Genomic DNA, 26,340 nt, shown 5'->3' on the forward strand with positions numbered 1-26,340 from the left:
TTTATATCAAGACCCAAATAAGCGGAAATGCGGGAAAGCCAAACATTGACTTTCTTATCCAAATAAAGTTTTTTTGTAGTTAATTTAGATCCCATGCAGCCAAAAGAAATTTTAAAAGAGCACGTAGGCAAAACCGCCTCGCTGAGTGATGAGCAGTTCGATTATTTCTTTTCGCATTTTACCTACAGAACATTTAAAAAAGGGCAAACTATAATCGGGGAAGGTGATAAAGTAGACAGTGAGTATTTTGTACTTTCGGGCTATCTGAAGTCGTTTTTTATTAACGACGATATGAAAATGTTTATCCTGCAGTTTGCCATGCCTACCTGGTGGGCTTCAGATTATAACGCGCTTTACAGCGGTGAACGTGCTACAATTAGCCTGGATTGTATTACAGATGCCGAAGTACTTTGCCTCGCCGGCCAGGACCGCGAAAAACTTTGTAATGAAATTCACGCAAGCGAGCACTTTTTTCGCTGGCGTACCAATAGGGGCTATGTAGCTGCTCAAAAAAGGCTGCTATCATTTATGAATAACAACGCCAGGCATCGTTATGAAGAGCTCCTGGCGCAGTACCCTACTTTATACAATGTGGTTCCTAAACAATTAATAGCCTCATATTTAGGCGTTTCAAGGGAAACACTGAGCCGTTTATACCATTCTTAAAATGTGACGTACATCACATAAATAAAGCGGTATTTCAATTGTGATGTAGGTCACACAGTTTCCAGGCCATTAGTCCCCAACTTTGTATTGTCATTAAAGACATAACAAAATGGAAACTCAAAAATTTGAAATCATCAGCGCAAAAAGTAACATCGACTGGGTTGGTCGTAAAGTTACAGGCGCACACAATGGTACCATCGCTATAAAACAGGGTTCTTTAACTTTTGCAGATGGACAATTAACAGGCGGTAAATTCGATATCGACACCACCTCTATTAAAATTATTGACATAACTGACCCGGCTACCAACGCCCAGTTTGCAGGCCACCTTGCTTCCGACGACTTCTTTAATTCAGAAAATTATCCCGAAGCTCAATTTGTGGTTACTGCGATCAACAAAGGCAGTAACGACGCTTATCGGATCACCGGCGACCTGACCATAAAAGGCATTACCCACGCTGTAGGTTTTGATGCACAAGTTAGCCGCGCTGCCGATACGGTAAGCGCAACCGGTAAAGTTGTGGTGGACCGTACCAAATATGGTATGAGGTTTCGTTCCGGAAACTTTTTTAAAGACCTGGGCGATACACTTATCTACAACGATTTTGACCTAAATGTAAACATAACCGCAAAAGCTGTTTAAAACAGCTTTGCTTAAAAAATAAAGCCATGCCATACGTAAAAATTGAACTGACCCGCGAAGGTGTTACCCGCGAGCAGAAACAAATCTTGATAAAGGGTGTAACCGATTTGATTACCGATACCCTTAATAAAGACCCGCATTTAACCCATGTAGTGATCAGCGAAATTGAGCTGGATGATTGGGGATATGCCGGCGAACAGACATCAGTATTAAGAGAAAGAGGCATCACTGCCAACAAGAAATAAAAAAATGAAAAAGCAAACAATAATCGTTACCGGAGCATCATCCGGTATCGGTAAAGAAATAGCCCGTTATTTTTTAGAAAAGGGCGATAACGTAGTCATCAACTCAACAACTGCCGATAAACTGGAAGCTGTTTACCACGAGCTTGGCGCAGGCGATAACCTGGCCATGGTTGCCGGAAACGTAAGTGATAAAGCAACAGGTAAAAAGCTGGCCCAAACAGCCCTTGATAAATTTGGAAGCGTAGATGTGCTGATCAACAACGCCGGTATTTTTGAAACCAGGCCGTTTCTTGAAGTTGATGAAGCCTACCTCGACCGTTTTTTAAACACCAACCTTAAAGGTACTTACTTCACCACCCAGGCCGCTATTCCGCAAATGCTTAAACAGCATGATGGTGTTGTGATCAATATAGGTACACCATTGGTTAACCATGCCCTTGGCGGGGTTCCTATTACAGCACAAATGGCATCAAAGGGCGCGATACATGCGCTTACGATACAACTGGCCGGCGAGTTTGGTAAAGATAATATCCGGGTAAATACTATTGCGCCCGGTACCATCCGTACCCCAATGCACGGTGATGCTGCTGACCAAAGCGCAGGATTACACCTGCTGAACCGCGTGGGCGAAGTTGAAGATATAGCCCAAATGGTATACGCCGTTGCCAAAAACAATTTCATCAGCGGGGCCATTATCAATGTTGATGGTGGCATGGCAGCAGGCCATAATTTAAATTGAGTGTAAAATTCTTTTAGCAACTGCATTATGCCTTGCTTAGCGGCAGGCATAATGTTTAATTTATCAATAAAAATGGAAACTAACGATCAAAACAAAGCTGCTATTGAACAGGCGCTTGAAAATTACTATTTCAAAGGGATTTATGAAGGTAATTTGGATTTGTTAAACCAGGTAATGAATGCCGGCACCCTGCTTTTTGGCGATGTAAAAGGACAGCCTTACGCCAAAACATTGGATGTTTATTTGGATGGGGTAAAAAACAGGGTAAGCCCTAAGGATTCGGACAAACCATTTAACGGAAAAATCATTTCTGTTAAAGCGGTAAATTCAATTGCCATTGCCGAAGTACAGGTAAAAATGTACGATTTTAATTATCATGAGTTTTTGTCATTCCATAAACTCGGCGGCAAGTGGCTCATTGTAAATAAAATGATCAGCGATACGAATTAATTTCGTTTCAGTGATAAATTGACCTATAGTCTTTAGTCTAAAGTCATAAGTTCTAAGTGTAGAAAAGAGAAAATCAGACTTGCGACTTCAGACTTAGTACTATCGACTTAATACTAAAATCATGTGGTATAACACAAAAGCATCGGAAATATTGGGTATTGATTACCCGATTTTACAAGGGCCTTTTGGCGGTAATTTATCGTCGGTTGAATTGGTAGCCGCGGTATCAAACGCAGGCGGACTGGGCGGTTATGGGGCTTATACCCTAAGTGCCTCCGAAATTGCAGCGATAGATAAACAGATCAAAGCGACAACCAATAAACCGTATAACATTAATATATGGGTTTCGGAAACCGATGCACCGGGTGGAACAGCTACCGACGCGCAGTATGAACACGCAACACAATTGTTTAAACCTTATTTTGATGAAGCCGGGATCCCTTTGCCGCCCAAGCCCGATCCTTTTAAATTACGGTTCGAAAACCAGTTGCAGGTGATCCTTGACCTGCGCCCAAAAGTATTCAGTTTTATGTTTGGCACATTGCCCGCCGATGTGATGGAGAAATGCCGCAGCTTAGGCATTGTTACCGTAGGCGCGGCTACCACGCTGGATGAGGCTATAGCATTGGAGGCAAGCGGGATAGACCTGATCATAGCCTCGGGCTTTGAAGCGGGCGGTCACAGGCCATCATTCCTTGCCCCTGCCGAATCATCAACCACCGGTACTTTTGTATTACTTCAATTAATTAAGGAGAAAGTAAAAGTGCCCGTTATTGCCGCCGGGGGCATTGCTAATGGCCGGGGGGTGGCCGGAGCCTTAACATTGGGTGCCGATGCCGTGCAGATAGGTACGGCGTTTTTGGCATGTGAGGAATCGGGCGCGCTTCCTATCCACAGGCAAATGCTTTTTTCGGATGCGGCAAAATATACTACCTTGTCCCGTGCATTTACAGGTAGGCTTGGCCGGGGTATTACCAGCAGGATTGCTAAAGACCTGGCCGGAAAGGAAACCGGATTTTTACCCTTTCCCCTGCAAACAACTTTTATGTCGCCATTAAGAAAAGCCGCGCTTGAGCAGCAAAAATGGGATATGATTTTGTTTTGGGGAGGGCAGATTGCGCCAATATTAAAACACACCAAAGCCGCCGCGCTGATGCAATCAATAATTGAAGACACTACTAAAATTATGAATCCATGAAAAGCGAAGTTAATGTAACCTACCTGGGCGGACCAACCGTTATTTTAGAGATCGGCGGCTTAAGGCTCATGACCGACCCTACACTTGACCCTGCCGGCGAGCAGTTCATGATCAATGATAAGCCTGCCTACCATAAAACCGAGGGCCCGGCTACTACCGATATTGGTAAGATAGATGTGGTTTTGCTGAGCCACGACCAGCACGGCGATAATCTTGACCACGCCGGCCGGGAGTTGCTTAAACAGGTTGATAAAACATTAACCACCAAAATAGGAGCCGAAAGATTAGGCGGTAATGCCCTTGGCCTGGCACCATGGGAAAGTATCGCGCTTAACGATGAAGTGGTCATAACCGGTACACCTGCAAGGCATGGCCCCGCTGGCAGCGAAAAACTTACCGGCGATGTAACGGGGTTTATTGTAACTATCGCCGGGCTCCAGATTTATATCACCGGGGATACCGTGTTTTACGATGGCGTGAAAGAGGTTGCAGAAAAATTTAAACCTCAATATGTATTCATATTTGCCGGGGCAGCCAAGCCCCGCGGTCCGTTCAATGTAACTATGGGCACCAATGATGCTATTGATACCGCCTTTGCCTTTCCCGATGCTATAATTATTCCGGTGCATTTTGAGGGCTGGTCGCATTATACCGAAACAGGCGAGATGCTGCGGCAATCGTTTAACGCGCTGGGTATTGGCGGGCAACTCAGGATTTTAGAGCCGGGCGTAAAAACGAGTTTATAAGCAATTACTGTTGGGCGTTTCTGGACTGCCCGTCATAGCTTCCTTATCCGGCAAACAGCGGATCAAAAACTATCGCCTATACCTTCGCCAAACGTGCAGCCATTTCTTATTGTTAGGATAGCGCCGGTGATTGGTCATGTTGTTAAACAAAACAGCTATCAGCAGCAGGATCACCGCTCCCGATAATACGGGGCTAAATACGTACAGGTAGCCAAGCGCCTTAATTTTTTCTGAACCGATATTGGCTATCAATGCAGTTGCTCCGCCCGGCGGGTGCAGAGTTTTGGTTATTTGCATCAATACTATAGATATAGACACCGACAAAGCCGCCGCCAGCCATATTTCATGAGGGATTAGCTTGTGCATGGTAACGCCAACCAGCGCGCAAATCACATGCCCGCCAATCAAGTTGCGGGGTTGTGCCAGCGGACTGTTAATAATACCATATATCAAAACTGATGACGCTCCGAACGAGCCTATCAGGAACAAGTTATCAGTGGCGCTAAAGTATCTGTTGTTTAATAAGCCAATTAGCGCTATGCCCGCGAACGAGCTGATAAACGTCCAGAAATGCTCCCTGAAATCAATGAGGGTTTCTTTGTAAACGATGTATTTTGCTGTACGGATGTGTTTATGGATCCTTCTTCTCATATCATTACCGTTCGTGTCCGGTAGTTTGGGGTTTTGTTAAAATTTCGGGCTCTTCAATTGGCTCTACCACCTTTTTCGCAGCACGCTCTGTAGCAAATGAAGCCACCACGCAGGTAACCAGTATCAGGATAATGGTACCATTCAAAATATTATCGTCAATAATCTGCGCCTTGTATCCCACTAAAATAATGGCGAGGGTAGCCGCGGCATGTGCACTGCTTAAACCGAAAATGAGGTTACGCTGTATGCCCGAATATTTGAATATTTTTTGGGTAGATAATGCCGCCAGCCATTTACCCAACAAGGCGCCAAGCGTTAAGCTTACTGCCACAATGGTAGCCTGCGGCCCGCGGCCCAGCACACGCAGATCAACCAGCATACCTACACTGATCAGGAAAAATGGGATAAATATGGCGTTCCCCACAAAATCGATCCTGCTCATTAAGGTTGAAGACTGCTGTACTGCTTTATTTAAGGCAAGCCCTGCCACAAAGGCCCCAATAATGGACTCAACCCCTGCCAGTTGGGATAAAAAGGCCGACACAAACACAATAAAAAGCACAAACACATATGGTAGAGTTTTACTATCACGATAGCGGTTAAAAAACCAGTTTGCCAGCGGCGGGATCAGCACAAACATGATAAACGCGAATATCGAAAGCGAGATCATCAGCTGCAGCCAAAAGCCGAAACCCAGCCCGCCTTCCTTAGCGCCCATAATTACGGGCAGCAAAATCAACACGGCGGTATCGGTCAATATGGTGCCGCCTACACTGATGGCGACGGCCTCATTTTTTGCGATCCCGTACTTACTTACTATGGGATAGGCCACCAGTGTATGCGTGGCAAACATACTGGCCGTTAAGGCCGATGTTATTAACGAATAACCCAGCACATAATAACAAACAGGAAAACCGATGAGTATGGGAATGCAGAAGGTAAAGAAGCCAAATACAAAGCTTTTGTGCTTCTTCCGCTTAAACTCGTTCAGATCAAGCTCGATGCCGGCAATGAACATAATATAGAGCAGCCCGATGGTAGAGAACAGCTCAACCGCCGAGTTTTTGGTGAGCAGGTTTAACCCATGCGGACCGATCCCTATCCCAGCCATAATAAAACCAACGATACCCGGAATTTTGAACTTGCCCATGATGATGGGTGCAAGTAAAATGATCAACAATATCAGCGAAAAAACAAGCACCGGGTTACTAAACGGCAAATTAAACTGCTGTGTTAACCGGCCCAGGATATCGGCATTATGCATGCCGCAAATTTAACACATAATCGCTTATTTTCTTCGGTCGATAAATTTAACCGGTTTGCGTACCGCTTCAGGGAATTGTAATTTCTGCATTTCGTCTGCTTTAAGATAGGTAATGTGGGGGCTTACCCTCAAGCGGGCCTGCAGGTTAGCACGGATCTTGCGGTCGCATTCATCGGTATAATTAATGGGCAGCAGGTGCAGCAACACTTCATCCATGCCTATCTCATTGGGATACACTTCGGCTACAAATTCGCGGATTTCTTCCATTCCGTTCAGCAGGTCGAACAGTGCCGGCGGGTAAAGCGTGGTGCCTTTGAATTTGATCATCTGCTTTTTGCGACCAACAATAGATGACAGCCTGATACTGGTACGGCCGCAGGCACACGGCTCATCAAAGTAATGGCAGATATCGCCGGTCTTGTAACGAAGAAGCGGCATCCCCTCCACACCAAGCGTAGTAATGGTCACCTCACCCGATTCGCCGGGAGCAACCGGGTTATTATGCTCATCCAATACCTCAACGATTAACAGTTCGGGTTGATGGTGACCTCCCCGGCCCTCGCCACATTCCGTAAAGGCGGTTTGCATTTCGGTTGAGGCGTATGTTGAATAAAGTTTAATATCCCATGCTTCAGTTATTTTTTGTCCAAGGATATTCAAGCTAAAATCAGTATTGCGGATATTCTCACCAATACAAACCGCCTTTTTAACCGACGATGCATTGATATCGATGTGATGCTCCTGTGCAAACTGGATCAGCTTTAAAATAAAAGAAGGTACCGCTACAATAGCCGTAGGTTTTAACCTCAAAATAGTTTCCCATTGTAATGACGGCACACCAGGTCCAAGCCTGATAATCCCCGCCCCTATTTTGCGGATGCCCGAATAATAGGCCATTCCGGCCATAAACTGCCTGTCGAGCGTGAGCATCAGTTGGTACAGATCGGCTGACGAGCCATCGGCACAGATAAAGGAATTATACTCGTTATAAGCAAGCCGTTCCAAATCATTTTCAGTAAGGGCAATAGTTACCGGGCTGCCTAAAGTGCCGGAGGTGGAACTGTACTCTATGATTGTCCCCTTATCCACACATAAAAAATCGTCGTTGCGTTTTTGCAGGTCTTCTTTAGTGGTGGTCGGGATCAAGCGCAGGTCATCAAGCGTTTTGACCTGGTTGATATCGATCTGATGTGCTGCGAAAAGGTCTTTATAAAAAGGCGAGTTTTGGCTGAGGTAAGCGAGCAACTCCTGCAGCTTTCGCTCCTGGTATTTTACAACCTCGTGTTGGGGTTGGTGTGCTAATGGTTCAGGGTGTTGTGTTATCACTGTTCAATAATTACCACGGCCGATGCCATTGTTTTTAAATGGGTTAATGATACGGAAATTTTTAACGGCCCGTTACGGTTAATCACTCCCGCGCTTTCGCAGATAGGTTCTAAAATGGGCTTGCCGTTTTCATCATTGCTGATCTCAATTTCGTTAAAGGCGGTACCTTTTAGCCAGCCCGTACCTAATGCTTTAAAAAAAGCCTCTTTGGCGGCAAAGCGGGCGGCATAATGCTGATACTTATTGGTCTTGCTCTCACAATAGGCTATCTCCTTTGCCGAAAAAACCAATTCACGGAAGCCCTGCTCTTTGGCGATGCTGCTTTGCACGCGCTCCACCTCTATCATATCAATACCTACACCTAAAACTGTCATGAGCTTACCTTTTTAGTACATTTTTCTACCTGCTTTTTGATATAGTTTTCCTCGTTTACGGTGGCAATTACTTTGGTTAAAGCCGTTTTGTAATACCCGAGGGCTTTTTTATAATCGTTATGTTTAAACGAATAATCGCCGGCAATCACATACGCGTGGTAAAATTGCGGATTGCTGGCCACCACGCTATCGGGGTTAATCTCTTCACCGTCAAAAGCTTTTTGTTTCAGCGTACGATAGGTTATAAAATTACGATAAGCCCGGGTGTTCAAAAACGTATCGGGCTTAATGGTAAGCGCGGTATCCATAATTTCATGATCGGCTTGCATGCCTTTCATGGCTAATATCTTTTTCAAATCGTAAGCCACAAACTCCCCCAGTTGCCATGGCGAGGTGGAAACCCAAACCAGCAGCTTCTGCGGCTCAAACACTACCGAGTGGTGTGCTATCAACTGGTTCAGCGCTTTCTCGTTGCCCATACCAATATCTTCTCCGTGCAGGCCCTGGCGGTTTCGTAATATATCAACCGTTTTTTGCACGGTGTTCTTGCCTTCGGCATTCAGCAGTTCCATTAAACGCTGGTAACGATATGGCGAGGCACTATTGCTTAGCTGCACCAGGTTTTCTTTTGAATGTACCAGTCCCTTGCTTTGAAAATGGTTAGCGCAAACAATAAAATTTTGATGCGGGTCGTATACATCCAGCGTATCCGGCGTTTTCTCGATCACTACAGCTTTGTTATCCTCGGCCGAGGCAACCAAAAATGACTCCGACACAAACATTTTACGCTTTTTGGCTATTGCGATGGCTTCATTGATGTTTTGGGCGTATTGTAAAATCTCGCGTGCAACTAAAGATACCGGCGTGGCCGAGCCTGATGGGATATTGGTTTTATCGGCATTGATGGTAACGCTCAGGCCTTTTTCATTCATGCCGGATACCGCACCCACAAATCCACCCCAGGTTATGGTCATGAATTTATGCCCTTCGGATGGGTTGAAGAACGCCACTATTTTATCGTGCGCAAAATTATCGCCAACATAAAAATCAAAATTACGTCCCACGATCATCGTACCATCGGCAGATCTGTCGTTCCAGGTGCCGAACGAGGTACAACCAACCAAGGCCATACTTTGTAAAGCGTGACCAATATCATGCGCGGCATGGTAGTTCAATATGCGCTGGTAATTGGATCCGATAAACTGGTATTTATCCGATGCCGATTTAGAAATGCCGTAGATTTCCTCCTTATATTCTTCGCTTACGTTCTTAGCCAAATCGCGGTTAAACCAGGCTATAAAATATTTCAGGAAGGACAGGTATGATTTTGAGGGGATGATCTTGTTGATCTGATCGGTAAAATAAACCTCCTGGTTTACCACCAGCTCTTTGCTCAGTTTGCCATTAATTACCCCGCGCTCAAAAGGCTTACCCTCTACATACATCTCAAACAAGCCACTCTTACTTTTCCGGAACCAGTTGTTATTGATGGTATAAAACCCCGGCGATGGCTGCTTGCGTTGTAATTTCAGGCTGCTTAGGTCGGCAGGTTTGGGAGGATAATCAATAGCTACACAATACAGGTAAATAAAGCCGATAAATAACAAGCCCACAAACACAAGGCCTGTGTACAGTAGCCTTTTTCTAAACTTTTTCCAGCTAAACTTCCTGTTACGCATTTCTTATTTTATCTATCAGATCATCATTGCCCAACAAAGCGCAACAGGTTACTATCCCGCTCATGGCTGCCCCTAAAATGCCATGTAAATTAAGGTTTTGCCCCGTGAAGTACAAATTAGGCAGTTTGGTACGCGGCGAAATAAACGTTTTCAACGGGTGTTTATAATCCTTGGCTATGCCATAAAGTGAGCCATCATCATTGCCAATATAATCGCGGTATGAGAGCGGCGTGGCGGTATAGTATGAATAGATTTGATCCCTTAAACCCGGAAATTTCAGTTCAACATCATCCAGTAAAACTTCGGCTTTTCGCTTTTTAAATTGCTCGTAAGTTTCGCCCCGGTAAGCCTCGTCAGATACCGTATTGAAAGTATTTTCCCATGGCTTCACTTCCTCATATCGCATATAAGCCAGGATGGTCATGCCATCGGCGTATTCTTTATTTTTTGATGATGGCGTCATGAACACGGCATAACCCAGCGGCCAGTTTTGCTCCGTATAATCGGCCATGTGCCATACCTGCCCATCCTTAAAGCTGTAAACATTATGGCTAAAATATTTGAATGAATCTTTTTTAAATACGATGTTGATGGTGAACGACGATACCGAATTTTCGAGGCTTTTGAGCCTGTTGCGGTACACGTTTTTAATCACGGACGAATCCGTCATCTCCAATGTTTTTACCGGGTGGATGTTGGAAATAAAGTGATCAGCATACAGCTTTTCCCCATGCTGTAGCTCAACATAAACTATCTTACCCTCCTGCTCCACCAGTTTTCTCACCGCTTTGTTACGGATGATAACGCCGCCCCTGTCGCGGATATTGCGGGCAATGAGTTTAGCAATCTGCGAACCGCCGTCAACACATTTCCAGGAGCTTTCAATATAACTGTTAAGGATTAACGCATGAACGTACAGCGGCGTTTTATCAGCCTGCCCGGCGTACAAGGAGTTATTCCCGGCCAGTACCTGCTGCAGTTTTTTATTATTGGTGATAGATGCCAGGAAAGCTTCAGTATCTACTTCCAACACATCGGCCTTTTCATAAAAATCATCCGATGAGCGCAGGTTATACAACGGGAATTTATCACAAACCTCTTTCAGTTTATCGCAATAGGCTCGTAAAGCAGGTTCCTCATCCGGGAAATAAACCAGCAATTGTTTAATGAAATTATCATAGCCCTGCGCCTGCGGATATTCAACCGGATCGTTATCAATCATGATCTTATCAAAAGCATCCAGGTTTTGCTTTTCCAGTTTCAGGCTATCGATAATATCTATATACTTAAAGATCTGATATAGATTTTGGCCCTTATCGAGCCCGCCGAGGTAATGCACCCCGGAATCAAAGATAACCTTGTCGCGTACGTAGGTTTGCAGCGAGCCGCCAAGCTGCTTGTTTTTTTCAACAACACAAACCCGGTAACCTTCACGACCGAGCATATCGGCGCAAACCAAACCGCCCATACCGCTGCCAATGATCAGTACATCAAACTTATCGTTCATTTAAACCGGCTGCCCTTCTTTTTTAAGCACAAAAATAATATTTGAAGTGTATTTCGTGTTGTCAATCTCGGCGACTGAAAGATCATTCACTGCCGCTATATCCCGCAGCATTTTCCCCGAAAGGAACGAAAGACCATTTGCTCCTGTTTTATTAAAACCAAGCAACTTGGTCGAAAAAGTTTCGGTGAGCTCCGTTCCCTTATGCCTTTCCTCCATATCCTTATTGCCATCCCTGATGATGAGCTTGCCGCTGGGATTTAAATTGGCAATACATTTTTCAATCAATTGCTTTTGCTCCCCGGGCGGCAAATAGTGCAGCATATCGGCCATGATAATGGCATCATACCGCTGCATTTCAAATTGCAGGGCATCGGCATAAACAAAATTGATATTCTCCGTTTTTCCAAAGCAATTGGCTGCCACCTCTATCTTTTCCTCATCATAATCAACCCCGGTAAACTTGCGCCCCGGCGCTGCAAAATGCAGCATGTAAGGCATAAAGCCATAACCGCAACCCAAGTCAAGCATTTTTCCCTGGTTAGGCAGCAGCTCATGAAATACCTGGTAATTTTTTTCGAGCCTTACCTTGATCCTCATGTACCATTCCAGTACAGGGCCTTTGTACAAATAATTATAAAACAGTTGTTCTTTATGATAGGCAGGCTGTTCAATTTCAGCACTTAGATTTTGGTATTCATCCTTAAAATAACGGCTGATGTTTTTGGTACGCTCCGCATAGCCTGTACCGAATGAAGCATCACCGGCAGCAATACGAGGCAGGTATTTTATAGTTATTGTGCCATTCTTCAGCAGGAAATCACCTTTGGTCATGTTGTAGCCGGTTCCGTGCAACATGATGGGCAGGATATCCATACCTAATTGCTCGGCCAAAAAGAAAGCCCCTTTATGAAAACGCTTCATTTTGCCATCAGGCGAACGGCTGCCTTCCGGGAAAATCACCATCGAGTATCCTTGTTTAACTTTTTCGGCCAGTTCTTCGATATTCTGCTCCACTCCTTCGGCCACTGGGAAGTAGCCCGCCATCCGCACCACTGCGCCAAATACCGGCGAATTCCATACCCAGTGATTGGTAAACAAGATCAGTTTAGGGTGCTGCATGATCAGTACCAGGATATCTAAAAACGATTGGTGATTGCTGATCACCACAGCAGGTTTCTCAAAACTGTCCTTGTTAACCACACGCTTACACAGGTTAGGCATAATGTACATCATCGACCAGCAAAACTTTGACAGGATAGCATGATAAACATATTTGCTCCTTGGCCCTTTAAACGGGTTGAGCTTGATAAGGAACAAGCCGATCAAGCTTGATAACAAACATCCGCTTACGAAGTAAGTGAAGGCAAAAACCGAGATTACGAAGCCACTCAAGGTCCAGGGAAATTGTTTTTTTCGCACCCGGTTTCTTATAAGGAGGTTAAACAAAAACGGGATCAGGATCTGAGCCATTACCACTACGCAAACTATGCCGATGATGGAGATCAACGCGATAGAACGCAAGGCCGGGTGTTTGGCAAAGATCAGCACCCCCAAACCCACAACCGTAGTAATGGCTGATAGAAAGATGGACGACTTGTATGACGATAAATTCTTTTTGCCCGTTTTATATTCCTGCAGCAATCCATCCATAATAAACAGGCTGTAATCATCGCCCAAACCAAATATCAGTGCCGATATAATGATGTTCACGATATTGAACTGAATGCCCAACAAGCCCATCAAGCCCAAAATCCAGATCCAGGAAATAAACATCGGAATAAAAGAAACCAACGTAAGTTCGATACGCCCGTAAGTGAGCAGCAATACCGTAAACACCAGTAATGACGACATCACCGCGATACTGGTAAAATCATTGTTGATGATACCAACAAAACGGTTTGTTAAGTATTGCTTATCGACAACGGTAACATTTGGCGAATTTTCGAACAGGTTGTACAATTTGGCTTTATCAGCTTGTGAGATCTTAACCAGTGTAATTACCCCTGCCCTGCCCGGTCGCTCGGTTATGTAATCATCCAACAAACTTTTGCGGATGCCGGCCATTTCATCCTGTCCAACCGGCTCAAAATTTTTATTGATGAGTTCCTTAAAATGGTCAAAAGCGGATGGTTTGAAACCTAAGGCAGCGCCTTCATTAACCAATACAGCCATTAACTGCTGTTTTTTTGCAGGTGTCCAGTAGTTATTCCAACGGGCAATGCGGGCTTTTTGCAGGGAATCGGAAATAATGAGCGATGATACACCGGAGTATTTTTTGACGATGTTTTTTTCTTTCAGTAATTCTATCTGTGCCGAGAGCTTTTCGTTAGTCCGGAGAGCATCATCCAATGTTTTGCCTTCGGCCAGGAAATAAACCGATTGCAGGGCGTATTTATTAATAGCGTTCAGTTTAGCTTCGGATGCTTTGAGTTTATCGGCCATGAAATTCATGCGGTTCATGTCCGTTTCAAAGCTTACGTTCCGGGCAGTATAGCTAAATACTACGGTAAGGATGACAATAGTCGAAATAATGAATTTATTATACTCTGGATTATAGGCCGATAGCTTATCAATCCACGAAAGCTGCGCTGTATGCTGATCTTGTTCTTTTTTGGAGGCGATAAAATGCGGCAGGAACACCAGCGAGCAAAACGAAGCGCCGATTAAGCTAAAGGCCGCAAACAGACCGAGATCTTTCAGCATTTCCGACTTTACAAATTCCAGGCACAAGAAACCGCCGATGGTTGTAAAACTCCCCACGGTAAGCGGCATAGCCAAATCGCGGATCACCTGCTCAATACTGCGGGTATGCCTGTAATGGTTAAACACATGCAGCGAATAGTTAACCGCAATCCCCAACACCACCGAGCCCGTACCCAAAGCTATTACCGAAATACTTCCCTTAACAAAATACACCACCGCCAGCGAAAACAATGCACCAAACAAAACCGGCACCAGGATCACCACCGGGGCCCGCTTTTTCCTGAAATAAAATCCCAGGAATACAATCAGGAAAACCACTGTAATGCCCTGCGTAAACATCGAATCCCTGCGTAATTGCAAGGCATTACCTACCGATACAGCTGTGGTACCAAAGTAACTGCAATTGATGATCTTGAAATTTTTTGCCTGCAGGCTATCAATAACCTGATCGATACCTTTAAGCATTACCGCGTTTTCGCCGGTATTATTGGGCGAGCATTTGGGGGTGATGAACAGCAGCAGGTTTTTATGATCTTTGGTCATCACGTAGCTATCGTACAGTTCAAAATTTTCGTCGTACTGCAGCTGCTGTAATTTTTTGAGGCCGAGATATGAGATGCCAACCGGGTCGCTGCTGATCATGCTTTTCAGCGCCAGTCCCGCTGGCGAGGTCAGCGTGCGCAAATCGCGGGCAAGAGTTTCTTTAACCTGATCCGAGCGGATCAACGTATCAATGTTTAGATAGTCACGCTCGGTAAGATAAATAGGCAAGTTTTTATTGATAGTGCCGAAAAGCGCCAGCACCAACCCGTCATCAACCTTTGCATTGATCTTACTTACATACCGTGGAAGTTTTTGCTGAACGGTTTCGGTAAAATTATCGGCAAAGGCGATAAGGCTATCGGGCTGCAGTTGTGTGGAATCTTTTAACGATACCATCACTATCAGCTTATCAACAAACTTGGAGTTTTGAAAAATATAGTTGAGTTTCTCTATCTTTTTATCCTTCGGCAGTATTTTGGAAATATCCTCCTCAAACCTTATCCGCGAAGCAAAAAAACCGATAAGCACAAAACTTAACGCAAACACAGTATAAAACAGTGGCTTGCGGATATTGAAATAATTATAGATGCCTACCAGGATTTTTTCCATGAATTACAGAGCGGGGACAGGCCTCCGCTTAAACAGCTTTAGTAACGCAAAAGTGAGCAATCCTGCTATAATACCTGCAAAAATTGCCAGCGAAATGCTGCCGTAAAGATATTGTTCCAAATGTCCGCCGATGGATTTAAGCGAAATTTTATCCAAAGGGATATCCACATCCTTTCCCCCCATCCAAAGGCTGCCGGTTTTGTAACTCAAAAAAATAATAACCGGGATCATGGGCGCAACGCTGATGTGGGCTGCCGTAACCACAATGGCTTTATTGAGCCTAAACAAAAAGGCCAGCGAAATAGCCACCAAAAGCTGAAAGCCCCAGATAGGCACAATCCCCATAAAAACGCCAAAAGCTACAGATTTAGCTTTTAACTGATGCGAGTGTTCAGGGTTAAAAAACAGGTTTTTGAGCATTAGCTTAGCTTTTTTTTTATCAAAAAGCGTCCTGAAAAAATCGCGGGGTTTGATGTATGCGAAAGTGATGATTACCAAAATAGTATTCAAAACGCTGATGCGTGAAAAATCCTGAAAGGGGCGAAAATGCGATACCCGTATTTCTTTCGGGGCATAATAAACCTTTACCGGAACCCAATCTATCTTGATGTTTTTCCAGGCGGCACGAACTATTACCTCAATTTCAAACTCGTATTTACGGGTGATAAATTTCGTGCTTTTTAACAGGTGAATGGGGTACAAACGGTAGCCCGATTGTGTATCAGGGCATTTGATCCCTGTCTCCACCCAAAACCAAAAGTTGGAAAACTTATGTCCAAAACTGCTTTTACCCGGCACCGACGATTGCTCCATATTACGCGAACCAATGATCAACGAATCCGGTTCCTGTTCCAGTTTTTCAATAAAAGCAGGCAGGTCGGTAGCAAAATGTTGCCCGTCCGAATCAATGGTGATAGCATGTTGATAACCTTGTTCAGTAGCAAATTCAAATGCTTTGCGTAAGGCCCAGCCCTTGCCTACATTCTGGGTATAGCTAACTAATTGTATTTGCGGGAATGATTGGATAATGGCAGGAGTACTATCGGTCGAGCCATCATTTACCACAATAATCTGATCGGTATAGGCCAACACATCGGTAATAACAGCGGCCAGCGTGCCCTGGTTATTATAGGTGGGTATAATAACGCATACCTGTAGTTGTTTAAACTTTGCCTGTAAAAGTTGTAAGTTATCCGTCATATAATCAATCGCACGTACCGGCTTCAGTCCAGGTTTTTATCAATGGGTTTTGTGGGTTTACGTTTAATGTTTTACAAAGTTATTCTTTCAGCTTAAATTAAACGTTAAATTTTTGTGTGGAAGTTATAAATCATGTCATTAAAAAAGCCACCCCTATGAGAGAAATTATGTAAATAATGCAGATCACCGAGTCGACAGAGCTTACCTTTTTGTTTTCGATCAAGTCGGTATCGCTATTCTTTTCCGGTACAACAAACTCCCGCCCCTGTATTTTTATACTGAAGTATCTTAAAAACTGAAAAAGCAACAATAGAGGCAACGTGTTAGCTAATGCAGCAAACAAATCCGCTTTATGTCCCTGCAATCCCTGGCTGTCTTTAAATGCTAAATACATAACCAGATGAACTACCCCAAAACATACCCAGATCAAATATGATGTAAAATTTCTTAACGAAACATATAACAAAATATACAGGCAAGTCTGAGTAAACACAGCGTAGCCAAAAACGGTTTCATTTTGAATTTTATTCCCGCCTTCAAAACAAAGCCATATAATATATAAAGTTATAGAAGCGTAAATTAAAAAGGTAGCTATTTCCCATCGTTTAAGGGCCTCGTAATGGATAAATGGCTTAAGTGCTTTAACTTTTTTCATTCAGCAATAAGGGCTGCAATCAAAACTATCATTTTTTTGCAATTATAAATAACAAATAGCTTTTAATAGGCTTCACAATACCTGCCGGCCGGAGGCCGTTTAATAATTGCCACTCGCCCGTTAGGCGAGCGGCGGCAATGTTGTTTTCAAATCCGAACATTTACCTTATTTTCGCCCTGATTTTGTGGAAAAGAGTAATCAAACCTTATTAAATAAAACTACTGTGCCCATACTACAGGTTGGAGGAAAAACCCTTACACTGGATGATTTTTACCAGGTAATTTTTAATAACACTGCAATTGCACCCAACGAACAGGCACTGCAAAAGGTAGAAGCCAGTTTTACTTTTCTTGGCAATTTTTCATCCAACAAGCTTATTTACGGCATCAATACAGGCTTCGGCCCGATGGCGCAATACAAGGTGAGCGATGAAAACCGCCTGCAATTGCAGTACAATCTCATCCGCAGCCATGCTTCGGGCGGCGGCGGTTTGATGCAACCCCAACTGGTGAAAGCCTTGATGCTTGCCCGGCTTAACAGCTTTATGCAGGCACACTCCGGTGTGCACCCCGAACTCGTAAACCTGCTTGCCGAACTCATCAATAAAAACGTCACCCCATGCATATTGGAACACGGCGGCGTAGGTGCCAGCGGCGACCTGGTACAGTTAGCCCACCTTGCCCTGGTTTTAATTGGCGAAGGCGAGGTGATTTACAACGAAAAAGTACAACCAACAGCTTCAGTTTTTGAACAGCTAAATATTAAACCACTGCAAATCCATATCCGTGAGGGACTGGCCATTATCAACGGTACTTCGGCCATGACCGGGATTGGATTGCTGAATATTATCCGAGCTAAAAAACTGCTGGGCTGGTCGGTAATGTTATCGGCCATGATCAACGAGGTGGTGGGTGCTTTTGATGACCATTATTCGCACGAGCTAAACAGGGTTAAACATCATACAGGTCAAAATGCTATTGCCGCGCAATTGAGGGAAATCCTGAAGGATAGCCAAATGACCCGCAGCCGCTCAGAGCATTTATACAATCCCGAAAATATTGATCAGGAAGTTTTTGAGGATAAGGTGCAGGAATACTACTCGCTTCGTTGTGTTACGCAAATTCTCGGTCCGGTGTATGATACAATTGCTCAGGCAGAAAGCGTGGTTGTAGATGAACTGAATTCCGTAAACGACAACCCAGTTATCGATCACGAAAACCATAACATCTTCCACGGTGGTAATTTCCATGGGGATTATGTTTCGCTGGAGATGGATAAACTTAAAATTGCCATTACAAGGCTTTCCATGCTATCAGAAAGGCAGCTGAATTATCTATTGAATGATAAGCTGAACCAGAAATTTCCGCCGTTTTTAAATTTAGGCGTATTGGGTTTCAATTTCGGAATGCAGGGTATGCAATTCACGGCTACCTCAACCGTTGCCGAAAACCAAACCCTTTCGTACCCCATGTACGTACACAGTATCCCAAACAATAATGATAACCAGGACATTGTAAGCATGGGCTGTAACGCGGCCTTGTTAACCAAAAAAGTGATCGATAACAGTTTCGAGGTGCTGGCTATTCAGGCCATGACCCTGCTGCAGGCTGTCGACTATCTTGATTGCGCAAACAGCCTATCCACCCAAACCAATAAAGTTTATACCGGCTTGAGGACAATATTCCCTACATTTATTGAGGATAAACCCAAATACCAGGATCTGCAACAAGTTAAAGCTTATTTTGAAATGGCCGAAATATTTCCTGCATTTATTAAACCTTTTAACACCAAAAATATCATATGAAATGTGCATTAGTAACCGGCGGCTCAAGAGGAATTGGCAGGGCCATTTGCTACAAAATGGCCGCTATGGGTTATTATGTACTGGTTAATTATAAAGGCAATATCGATGAAGCCAACAACACCCTCGCCCAGATCAGGGAAAATGGCGACGATGGCGAGCTGTTGCAATTTAATGTTGCCGACAAAAACGACATCCAGCAAAAATTAGGCGGCTGGATAGAAACCAATACCGAAAAGAACATTGAAGTTTTAATAAACAATGCCGGCGTTAAAGACGATGGCCTGATGATGTGGATGACCGACCAGCAATGGGATGGCGTAATAAACACCAGCTTAGGTGGCTTTTTCTACGTTACCCGTTTGGTTTTGAACAGCATGCTGGTAAAAAAGTACGGCCGCATTGTTAACGTGGTATCGCTTTCAGGGTTAAAAGGTTTGCCGGGACAAGTTAATTATTCGGCGGCTAAAGCGGGAGTTATTGGAGCAACTAAAGCGTTGGCGCAGGAGGTTGGCCGCAGGGGAATTACCGTAAATGCCGTAGCTCCGGGTTTTATTGCAACTGATATGACCGCCGGGCTTGATGAAAAGGAATTGAAAGCGATGGTGCCATTACGTAGGTTTGGCACTCCGGAGGAGGTTGCCCATGCTGTAGGGTTTCTGGCTTCGCCGGAAGCTGCTTATATTACAGCTGAAGTGCTTTCGATAAACGGTGGGCTGTATTCGTAAATAAAACGAAAACAAAGTAACCGCCGCCGCTCGGCTCCAGCCGAGTGGCAACTATCAAGCGGCCTCTGGCCGCCGAAGCGAAAGAAGGCCAGAGGCCTGGAAATAATCACCACTCGGCTGGAGCCGAGCGGTGGCAAATTTTGGAGAGTAATTAACTCTTAATATAAACTTAATTATAAGCTATTAAGATACAGGTATTTTAATAGCCGAAATTTGGAACATTAAACAGACGTAGCATATACAAAAACAGATTAAGTTCTATTTTTTTGTATTTTTATCACATTTTGTTGACTATGTACTATCAGTTTTTGCTCAAATATGAATAGGGTTGTGATAACAGGGATGGGTATCTATTCGTGTATTGGGAAAAATCTTGATGAAGTTAAGGAATCCCTTTATACCGGCAGGTCGGGCATTGTATATGATGCTATTCGTAAAGATTTTGGTTATCGCTCGGGCCTTACCGGTGCGGTTGAAAAGCCCAACCTTAAAGGTACGCTTGATCGCCGGGCGCGTATCATGTTGCCCGAGCAAGGCGAATATGCCTACATAGCCACCGTTGAGGCATTACAACAAGCAGGTATCGACGCCGATTACATCGCCCAAACAGATGTAGGCATTTTATACGGTAATGATAGTACGGCAAAAGCAGTTATTGAAACTACCGATATCATCCGCGAAAAAAAAGACACCATGCTCATTGGTTCTGGTGCGGTTTTCCAAACCATGAATTCCACCGTTACCATGAACCTGGCTACTATCTTTAAGCTTCGCGGGGTTAACTTTACCATCAGCGCGGCTTGCGCCAGTGGTTCGCATTCTATAGGCATGGGTTACCATCTTATCAAAAGCGGTATGCAGGACTGCATCATTTGCGGGGGCGCACAGGAACTAAGCCATTATTCAATGGGGAGTTTTGATGCGCTTTCGGCATTTTCTGTAAACGAATCAGATCCCTCCAAAGCTTCCCGCCCCTTTGATCGCGACCGCGACGGCCTGGTTCCAAGCGGCGGAGCAGCTACTGTGATTTTGGAAAGCCTGGAATCGGCCCTGAAACGAGGCGCTACTATTTTTGGCGAGATTGTTGGGTATGGTTTTTCATCAAATGGGGGGCATATTTCAAACCCAACGGTTGAAGGGCCGGTACGCTCGTTGAATATGGCATTAAAAGATGCCGGCATACAGGCTTCTGAAATTGACTATATCAATGCTCATGCCACCTCTACTCCTGCCGGTGATGCCAGCGAGGCTAAAGCCATTGATGAGGTTTTTGGCGATTATAAGCCACTGGTAAGTTCAACCAAATCCATGACCGGCCATGAGTGCTGGATGGCGGGCGCAAGCGAGATCGTTTATTCGATGCTCATGATGCAAAACTCATTTGTAGCACCAAATATTAACTTTGAAAACCCCGACGAGGATTCGGCGAAGCTCAATATCGCTGCTGAAACCGTCGAAAAAAATATAGATACATTCCTGTCAAACTCATTTGGGTTTGGCGGCACTAATTCGTCCCTGATTATTAAAAAATATAATTAAACCAGCCACTATGCAAATTGAAGAAATTATTGAAAGAATTAACAGCTTCCTGGCCGAAGAATTTGAGGTAGATGCAGATAAAATGCTCCCCACTGCAAACCTGAAAGAAACGCTCGACCTGGATAGCCTTGATTATATAGACCTTGTTGTAGTAATTGAAAGCAACTTTGGGTTCAAAGTAAAACCTGAGGATTTTACGGGTATTGTTACGTTCCAGGATTTTTACGATTATGTACTATCACGCGTACAACCTAAGGAGCTTGCATAATGCCCGCCTGGCAGGGAAAATCTAAAGGCAGTACCCTTGGCTATCGCATTTTTGTAAGCGTTTTAAAAAAAGCAGGTGTTAAGCCCGCTTATTTTATGCTGAGGCTTGTGGCGCTTTACTATTTCCTGTTTTCGTGGCAATCATCAAAAAGCACTTACTATTATTTCCATAAAAGGCTTGGGTTTAGTAAAGTCAGTTCTATTCTGAAGCTTTACCGAAATTATTACCTGTTTGGGCAAAGCATTATTGATAAAATAGTGATTATGTCGGGGATTCCCAACAAGTTCACTTTCAATTTTGACGGGATCGACAACCTACGGCAGATTGCCGCCATGAACAAGGGCGGATTACTGCTTAGCTCGCACATTGGCAGCTGGGAAATAGCAGGTGAACTGCTTGACCATATCAACACCCGCATTAACATTGTAATGTTTGATGGTGAAGACAAACAGATCAAGCAATACATGGATTCGGTAACCGGCGAGCGGAAAATAAACATCATCGTTATCAAAAACGACCTGTCGCATATATTTAAGATCAATGCAGCATTCCAGAACAACGAGCTGGTTTGCATGCATGCCGACAGGTTTATTGAAGGCAATAAAACCATAACAAGGGGGTTTTTAGGTGAGGACGCAAAATTGCCGGCAGGACCTTTTGTTATGGCCGAAAAGTTTAAAGTGCCGGTAACCTTTGTTTACGCCCTTAAGGAAAGCGCGCTGCATTACCACTTTTTTGCCAGCCCGGTAAAAGATTATTCGGGCTTGCCCAAAGGCGAAGGCATACAACAGCTGATAAACGATTTTATAATCAGCTTTGAAAACAAGGTAAAAACATACCCCGAACAGTGGTATAATTATTATAATTTTTGGCAATAGGCAATGACTATACCAACACAGGATATTTTAACGCTGATCCCCCAAAGGTGGCCCTTTGTGATGGTTGATGAACTGGTATCGTCAAACGATGACACCACGCAAACCACTTTGCTGGTACAGGCCGGAAACGTTTTGGTAAACGATGGTATTTTAAGCGAAGCCGGCCTGGTTGAAAACATTGCCCAAGCAGCCGCCGCAGGAGCCGGGTATGTTGCCCGGCAATTCGGCAAACCTGTAAAGCCGGGCTTTATAGGCGCTGTAAAAAACCTTGAAGTATTTGCCTTGCCAAAAGTTGGCGACACCATAGAAACCGAGGTAAAAATTGAGAACCGGGTATTTGATGTAAGCATCATCAAAGGAAAAATCACCTGCGAGGGCAGCACCATAGCCCAATGCGAAATGAAAATATTTATACAATCCCAACAATAATATCAACCATGAAAAAAACCGCAATTAAACTGAGTTTATTAATAGTTTTATTAACCGCCTTTTTAAAGCCCGTATCAGCCCAAACCAAAGCCGAGGTCTTTGACAAAAAAACACCCATCACCTGGCTGGGCCTGGATTTTTCGCAAATGAAATTCATTGGTTCAGAAGCTGCTTACAAAGGAGAAGTGATCAATGCTGAATTTGTTGGCAAATACATCCCGGCCTGGGCAAACTTCTTCATCATCGAACCAAAAAAATACAACCCGGCAAAAGCAGTTCATCGTGATACGGTTCATTTTGCAATGAACGTTACAGAAAAGGTAAACAACTCCCTTACCAAAAACTTTTTCGACTCAAACCCTGGCGATTTCAAAGTACTGACCGAAAAAGATATTGACGCGTTGGTTAAAAACTATGACTTTATGGGTAACAAGGGCATCGGCATGCTGCTAATTGTTGAAGGTATGGACAAAGGCCGTAAAGAGGCCGGTGCCTGGATAACTTTTGTAAACATGAACGACAAGACTGTACTATATACCGTTTTCCGTACGGGCAGCAGTTTTGGCTTTGGCTTTAAAAACTATTGGGCTCACCCATGGTACGAGATCCTGAAGGATTTTGGCAAAGATTTCGATCTGTTCAAAAACTACTAAGCCATCAGCATTTTGCAGCACTCGTTAACAAATACGATTGAGATAGAGGTCAAATTCAGCGATGTGGATATGCTGGGTGTGGTTTGGCATGGCAACTATATCCGCTATTTTGAGGATGGCCGCGAAGCTTTCGGCAGGCAATACGGACTGGGTTATATGGACGTGTATAACGCGGGCTTTATTGTACCCATAGTTAATCTGAACTGCGACTATAAACGTTTTTTACGATATGAGGACAAGGTGATCATCGAAACCATCTACACGCCAGCCCAATCGGCCAAGATCAATTTCAATTACCGGCTGCTCAAAGCAAAAACCGGCGAACTGATAGTAAAAGGCTCTTCCATGCAGGTATTTGTGCACCGCGATAATTTTGAGCTGCAGCTCACCAACCCGGATTTTTTTGTGGATTGGAAGCAAAAACAAGGATTAATATAACACAGCGCCCAGATGAAGAAGGTTTACCTTGTTGCCGATAATATTTACTCGCCCCTGGGCGCTACCACAGTGCAAAACTTTGAGCACCTCGTTAACGGCGTTACAGGTGTAAGGCAACATGATGATAAAGCCCGGTGTAACGAGCCTTTTTTCGCATCGCTATGTGAGAAAGGATATTTTCAAACCGATGAACATTTGACAAAATTCGAGCAGATGCTCATCGCTTCGTTAACCGAAACCTTGTATGGAGTTGATAAAAATATCTCCGACAAAAAAACTGTTCTGATCATTTCTACTACGAAAGGCAATATCAGCCTGCTGGAAACAGAGAAACCCGGTCCAGATTTGGAAGAGCGGATAGCCCTACATACTTCAGCCAAAAAAATAGCCAAACATTTTGGTTTCGTTAACGAGCCAATGGTAGTTTCACATGCCTGTATTTCCGGCCTTATTGCCATGATCACCGGGATGCGGCTGATCCAATCCGGGCAGTACGACCATGCGGTTGTTGCCGGAGCTGATGTGATTTCAAAATTTGTGCTTTCCGGTTTTCAATCCTTCCAGGCCGTTAGTCCGGGGTTGTGTAAGCCTTTTGATGCAGAACGTGACGGTATCAATTTAGGGGAGGGCGCGGCAACCGTTATTTTATCAGCAAAAAAACCAGAGGACGAAGTTATTGAATTGGTTTCGGGAGCTGTTAGTAATGATGCAAACCATATTTCTGGCCCATCACGCACCGGCGAAGAATTATATTACGCCATCGATAAAGCCATGAATGCTGCAGGTTTGAAGCCCGAAGATATCGACTTTATATCTGCCCATGGAACCGCAACAGTTTACAACGACGAAATGGAAGCAAAGGCTGTAACATTGGCCGGCTTGCAGGATGTTCCGCTTAATAGCCTGAAAGGGTTTTACGGGCACACTTTGGGGGCTTCGGGGTTGATAGAGGCCATCGTTTCTGCTCAATCGCTGAAGCAAAACATGATAATTCCCACAAAAGGCTTTAGCAAACAGAGCGGTGCTAACCCGGTAAATGTTTGCACCCAATTGATATCAAAACCGCTTAACAGCTGCCTCAAAATAGCCTCTGGCTTTGGGGGATGCAACGCGGCTATAATCTTAACCAAATCACAAAAGGATCTTTTATAATGAACACAGAACAGGTAGATGTATTGGTAATAGGCGCCGGTCCGGCGGGAACGGTGGCCGCTTCTATCGTACACCAGGCAGGCTTTAAGGTAAAAATTGTAGAGAAACAGCTTTTCCCGCGGTTTGTGATTGGCGAAAGCTTGCTGCCACGATGCATGGAAGCGCTAACCGAAGCCGGCTTTGTAGATGCCATAAGCGAAAAAGGCTTTCAGCAAAAAGCGGGTGCAAAGTTTGTGAAAGACGGTAAGATCTGCGACTACCAGTTTGCCGATCAGTTTACTCCCGGCTGGAACTGGACCTGGCAGGTGCCCCGTGCCGATTTCGACAAAACTTTAGCCGATACTGTTGAAAAAATGGGCGTTCCTGTTCATTACGAAACTACCGTTACTAATATTGTTTTCAACGGCCAAAACTCGGTAACTACTTTGGAGGATAAAGACGAAAATCAAGCAGAGATTTCGGCTCGTTTTATCATCGATGGCAGCGGTTATGGCAGGGTGATCCCAAAATTGTTCAACCTCGACAGGCCATCAACCCAGGTACCGCGTAAAGCCTTGTTCGTGCATACCATCGATAAAAAACGCTCTATGGCCGATGAGCCAAACCGCATTACTATTGTAGTACACCAACCGGGCGTTTGGATCTGGATCATCCCTTTTGCCAATGGTGTTACCTCACTGGGTTTTGTAGGCAATCCCGAATTTTTTAAACAATACGAGGGGACCGACGAAGAAATTTTGCGCGGGCTGATCGCATCACAACCTTATTTTGCTGAGCGTTTTGAGAATGTAGAATTTGCCTTTGCACCAAGGGTTCTCGAGTCATGGTCGGCCACAACCAGTAAATTTTATGGTGATGGCTTTGTGCTAACGGGCAATGTAACTGAATTTCTTGATCCCATATTTTCATCAGGCGTAACACTGGCTACAGTATCGAGCCAAACAGCCGCGCACCTCACGATCCGTACGCTTAAGGGCGAACAGGTGGATTGGGATAAGGAATATATGGAGTATATGATGCAGGGAGTAAACACCTTTCGCTCATACGTTACAGCATGGTATGAGGGCGTACTGGATACCATATTTTTTGCCGATAACCAGGATCCTCGCGTCAAAAGCATGATCTGCTCGGTATTGGCGGGTTACGTTTGGGATATGGATAACCCTTACGTAAAAAACCACGAAACAGCCTTGCACAAACTGGCCCGTACCATTACATTAAGAGATATGGTAGCCACTGATAACAGCTGAAAGCGG

The 26,340-nt window shown here is 44.4% G+C and carries 26 protein-coding genes; 17 read left to right on the forward strand and 9 right to left on the reverse strand.

Translation table 11 applies throughout. The features are described 5' to 3' along the window. Positions 1–93: 93 nt before the first annotated feature. The 7 genes from MusilaSJ_RS14730 (at position 94) to MusilaSJ_RS14760 (ending at position 4,687) form a co-directional block, all read left to right on the forward strand. Positions 94–666 (forward strand): Crp/Fnr family transcriptional regulator, encoded by a 573-nt coding sequence (locus tag MusilaSJ_RS14730; RefSeq protein WP_274985719.1) that lies wholly within the window; start codon positions 94–96, stop codon positions 664–666. Positions 667–775: 109 nt separating this feature from the next. Next, positions 776–1,309, forward strand: coding sequence for a YceI family protein (locus MusilaSJ_RS14735; protein ID WP_274985720.1), 534 nt, complete (start codon positions 776–778; stop codon positions 1,307–1,309). Positions 1,310–1,335: 26 nt separating this feature from the next. Beyond that, positions 1,336–1,554 carry a tautomerase family protein gene (locus tag MusilaSJ_RS14740; RefSeq protein WP_091173280.1) on the forward strand — a complete coding sequence of 73 codons (219 nt, stop codon included), beginning with the start codon at positions 1,336–1,338 and terminating at the stop codon, positions 1,552–1,554. Between the two features lie 4 nt (positions 1,555–1,558). Then, a complete protein-coding gene (locus MusilaSJ_RS14745) occupies positions 1,559–2,293 on the forward strand; it encodes an SDR family NAD(P)-dependent oxidoreductase (protein WP_274985721.1) in 735 nt (244 codons plus the stop codon). A 72-nt stretch (positions 2,294–2,365) separates the two neighbouring features. Next, positions 2,366–2,743: a nuclear transport factor 2 family protein gene (locus MusilaSJ_RS14750; RefSeq protein WP_274985722.1), complete on the forward strand. Its 378-nt coding sequence runs from the start codon at positions 2,366–2,368 to the stop codon at positions 2,741–2,743. Positions 2,744–2,864: 121 nt separating this feature from the next. Next, positions 2,865–3,941, forward strand: a complete 1,077-nt coding sequence (locus tag MusilaSJ_RS14755; RefSeq protein ID WP_274985723.1) for an NAD(P)H-dependent flavin oxidoreductase — start codon at positions 2,865–2,867, stop codon at positions 3,939–3,941. Beyond that, complete coding sequence (locus MusilaSJ_RS14760) at positions 3,938–4,687, forward strand: MBL fold metallo-hydrolase (RefSeq protein WP_274985724.1); 750 nt, start codon at positions 3,938–3,940, stop codon at positions 4,685–4,687. The genes MusilaSJ_RS14755 and MusilaSJ_RS14760 overlap by 4 nt, the downstream gene beginning before the upstream one ends. 69 nt (positions 4,688–4,756) lie before the next feature. On the opposite strand, the gene MusilaSJ_RS14765 is transcribed toward MusilaSJ_RS14760, so the two are convergent. From MusilaSJ_RS14765 to MusilaSJ_RS14805, 9 genes are all read right to left on the reverse strand, one after another. Beyond that, positions 4,757–5,338, reverse strand: a complete 582-nt coding sequence (locus MusilaSJ_RS14765; protein WP_274985725.1) for an HPP family protein — start codon at positions 5,336–5,338, stop codon at positions 4,757–4,759. Positions 5,339–5,342: 4 nt separating this feature from the next. Then, a complete protein-coding gene (locus tag MusilaSJ_RS14770) occupies positions 5,343–6,602 on the reverse strand; it encodes a cation:proton antiporter (protein ID WP_274985726.1) in 1,260 nt (419 codons plus the stop codon). Positions 6,603–6,626: 24 nt separating this feature from the next. Beyond that, on the reverse strand, positions 6,627–7,928 hold the full coding sequence (locus MusilaSJ_RS14775; RefSeq protein WP_274985727.1) for a flexirubin biosynthesis putative acyl-CoA ligase FlxY: 1,302 nt from the start codon (positions 7,926–7,928) through the stop codon (positions 6,627–6,629). Beyond that, a complete protein-coding gene (gene acpS / locus MusilaSJ_RS14780; protein ID WP_274985728.1) occupies positions 7,925–8,302 on the reverse strand; it encodes a holo-ACP synthase in 378 nt (125 codons plus the stop codon). The genes MusilaSJ_RS14775 and acpS overlap by 4 nt, the downstream gene beginning before the upstream one ends. After that, on the reverse strand, positions 8,299–9,981 hold the full coding sequence (locus MusilaSJ_RS14785) for a C45 family autoproteolytic acyltransferase/hydrolase (RefSeq protein WP_274985729.1): 1,683 nt from the start codon (positions 9,979–9,981) through the stop codon (positions 8,299–8,301). The genes acpS and MusilaSJ_RS14785 overlap by 4 nt, the downstream gene beginning before the upstream one ends. Continuing rightward, complete coding sequence (locus MusilaSJ_RS14790) at positions 9,974–11,488, reverse strand: phytoene desaturase family protein (RefSeq protein ID WP_274985730.1); 1,515 nt, start codon at positions 11,486–11,488, stop codon at positions 9,974–9,976. The genes MusilaSJ_RS14785 and MusilaSJ_RS14790 overlap by 8 nt, the downstream gene beginning before the upstream one ends. Next, complete coding sequence (locus MusilaSJ_RS14795; protein WP_274985731.1) at positions 11,489–15,343, reverse strand: trifunctional MMPL family transporter/lysophospholipid acyltransferase/class I SAM-dependent methyltransferase; 3,855 nt, start codon at positions 15,341–15,343, stop codon at positions 11,489–11,491. Between the two features lie 3 nt (positions 15,344–15,346). Continuing rightward, positions 15,347–16,543, reverse strand: coding sequence for a DUF2062 domain-containing protein (locus MusilaSJ_RS14800; protein ID WP_274985732.1), 1,197 nt, complete (start codon positions 16,541–16,543; stop codon positions 15,347–15,349). A 130-nt stretch (positions 16,544–16,673) separates the two neighbouring features. After that, positions 16,674–17,198 carry a hypothetical protein gene (locus MusilaSJ_RS14805; RefSeq protein WP_274985733.1) on the reverse strand — a complete coding sequence of 175 codons (525 nt, stop codon included), beginning with the start codon at positions 17,196–17,198 and terminating at the stop codon, positions 16,674–16,676. Between the two features lie 223 nt (positions 17,199–17,421). Here MusilaSJ_RS14805 and MusilaSJ_RS14810 point away from each other — a divergent pair, with 223 nt between their 5' ends. From MusilaSJ_RS14810 to MusilaSJ_RS14855, 10 genes are all read left to right on the forward strand, one after another. Further along, the gene (locus MusilaSJ_RS14810; RefSeq protein WP_274985734.1) at positions 17,422–19,002 is read left to right on the forward strand and encodes a flexirubin biosynthesis tyrosine ammonia-lyase FlxA; all 1,581 of its coding nucleotides are present in this window, start codon (positions 17,422–17,424) and stop codon (positions 19,000–19,002) included. Continuing rightward, positions 18,999–19,727, forward strand: a complete 729-nt coding sequence (gene fabG / locus MusilaSJ_RS14815) for a flexirubin biosynthesis SDR family reductase FlxB (RefSeq protein ID WP_274985735.1) — start codon at positions 18,999–19,001, stop codon at positions 19,725–19,727. Before MusilaSJ_RS14810 ends, fabG begins: the two co-directional genes overlap by 4 nt. A 318-nt stretch (positions 19,728–20,045) precedes the next feature. After that, a complete protein-coding gene (locus tag MusilaSJ_RS14820; protein WP_274985736.1) occupies positions 20,046–21,266 on the forward strand; it encodes a beta-ketoacyl-[acyl-carrier-protein] synthase family protein in 1,221 nt (406 codons plus the stop codon). A 10-nt stretch (positions 21,267–21,276) separates the two neighbouring features. Continuing rightward, positions 21,277–21,534: an acyl carrier protein gene (locus MusilaSJ_RS14825; RefSeq protein WP_274985737.1), complete on the forward strand. Its 258-nt coding sequence runs from the start codon at positions 21,277–21,279 to the stop codon at positions 21,532–21,534. Next, entirely contained in the window at positions 21,534–22,412 is an 879-nt protein-coding gene (locus MusilaSJ_RS14830) for a lysophospholipid acyltransferase family protein (RefSeq protein WP_274985738.1), read from the forward strand. Before MusilaSJ_RS14825 ends, MusilaSJ_RS14830 begins: the two co-directional genes overlap by 1 nt. 3 nt (positions 22,413–22,415) lie before the next feature. Next, a complete protein-coding gene (locus MusilaSJ_RS14835) occupies positions 22,416–22,841 on the forward strand; it encodes a hotdog family protein (protein ID WP_274985739.1) in 426 nt (141 codons plus the stop codon). Between the two features lie 8 nt (positions 22,842–22,849). Then, complete coding sequence (locus MusilaSJ_RS14840) at positions 22,850–23,494, forward strand: hypothetical protein (RefSeq protein WP_274985740.1); 645 nt, start codon at positions 22,850–22,852, stop codon at positions 23,492–23,494. A 12-nt stretch (positions 23,495–23,506) separates the two neighbouring features. Continuing rightward, positions 23,507–23,932, forward strand: coding sequence for an acyl-CoA thioesterase (locus MusilaSJ_RS14845; RefSeq protein WP_274985741.1), 426 nt, complete (start codon positions 23,507–23,509; stop codon positions 23,930–23,932). 12 nt (positions 23,933–23,944) lie between these two features. Continuing rightward, entirely contained in the window at positions 23,945–25,084 is a 1,140-nt protein-coding gene (locus MusilaSJ_RS14850) for a beta-ketoacyl-[acyl-carrier-protein] synthase family protein (RefSeq protein ID WP_274985742.1), read from the forward strand. Continuing rightward, positions 25,084–26,334 carry an NAD(P)/FAD-dependent oxidoreductase gene (locus tag MusilaSJ_RS14855; protein WP_274985743.1) on the forward strand — a complete coding sequence of 417 codons (1,251 nt, stop codon included), beginning with the start codon at positions 25,084–25,086 and terminating at the stop codon, positions 26,332–26,334. The genes MusilaSJ_RS14850 and MusilaSJ_RS14855 overlap by 1 nt, the downstream gene beginning before the upstream one ends. Positions 26,335–26,340: the final 6 nt, after the last annotated feature.

The organism is Mucilaginibacter sp. SJ (assembly GCF_028993635.1).
Classification (GTDB): Bacteria; Bacteroidota; Bacteroidia; order Sphingobacteriales; family Sphingobacteriaceae; genus Mucilaginibacter.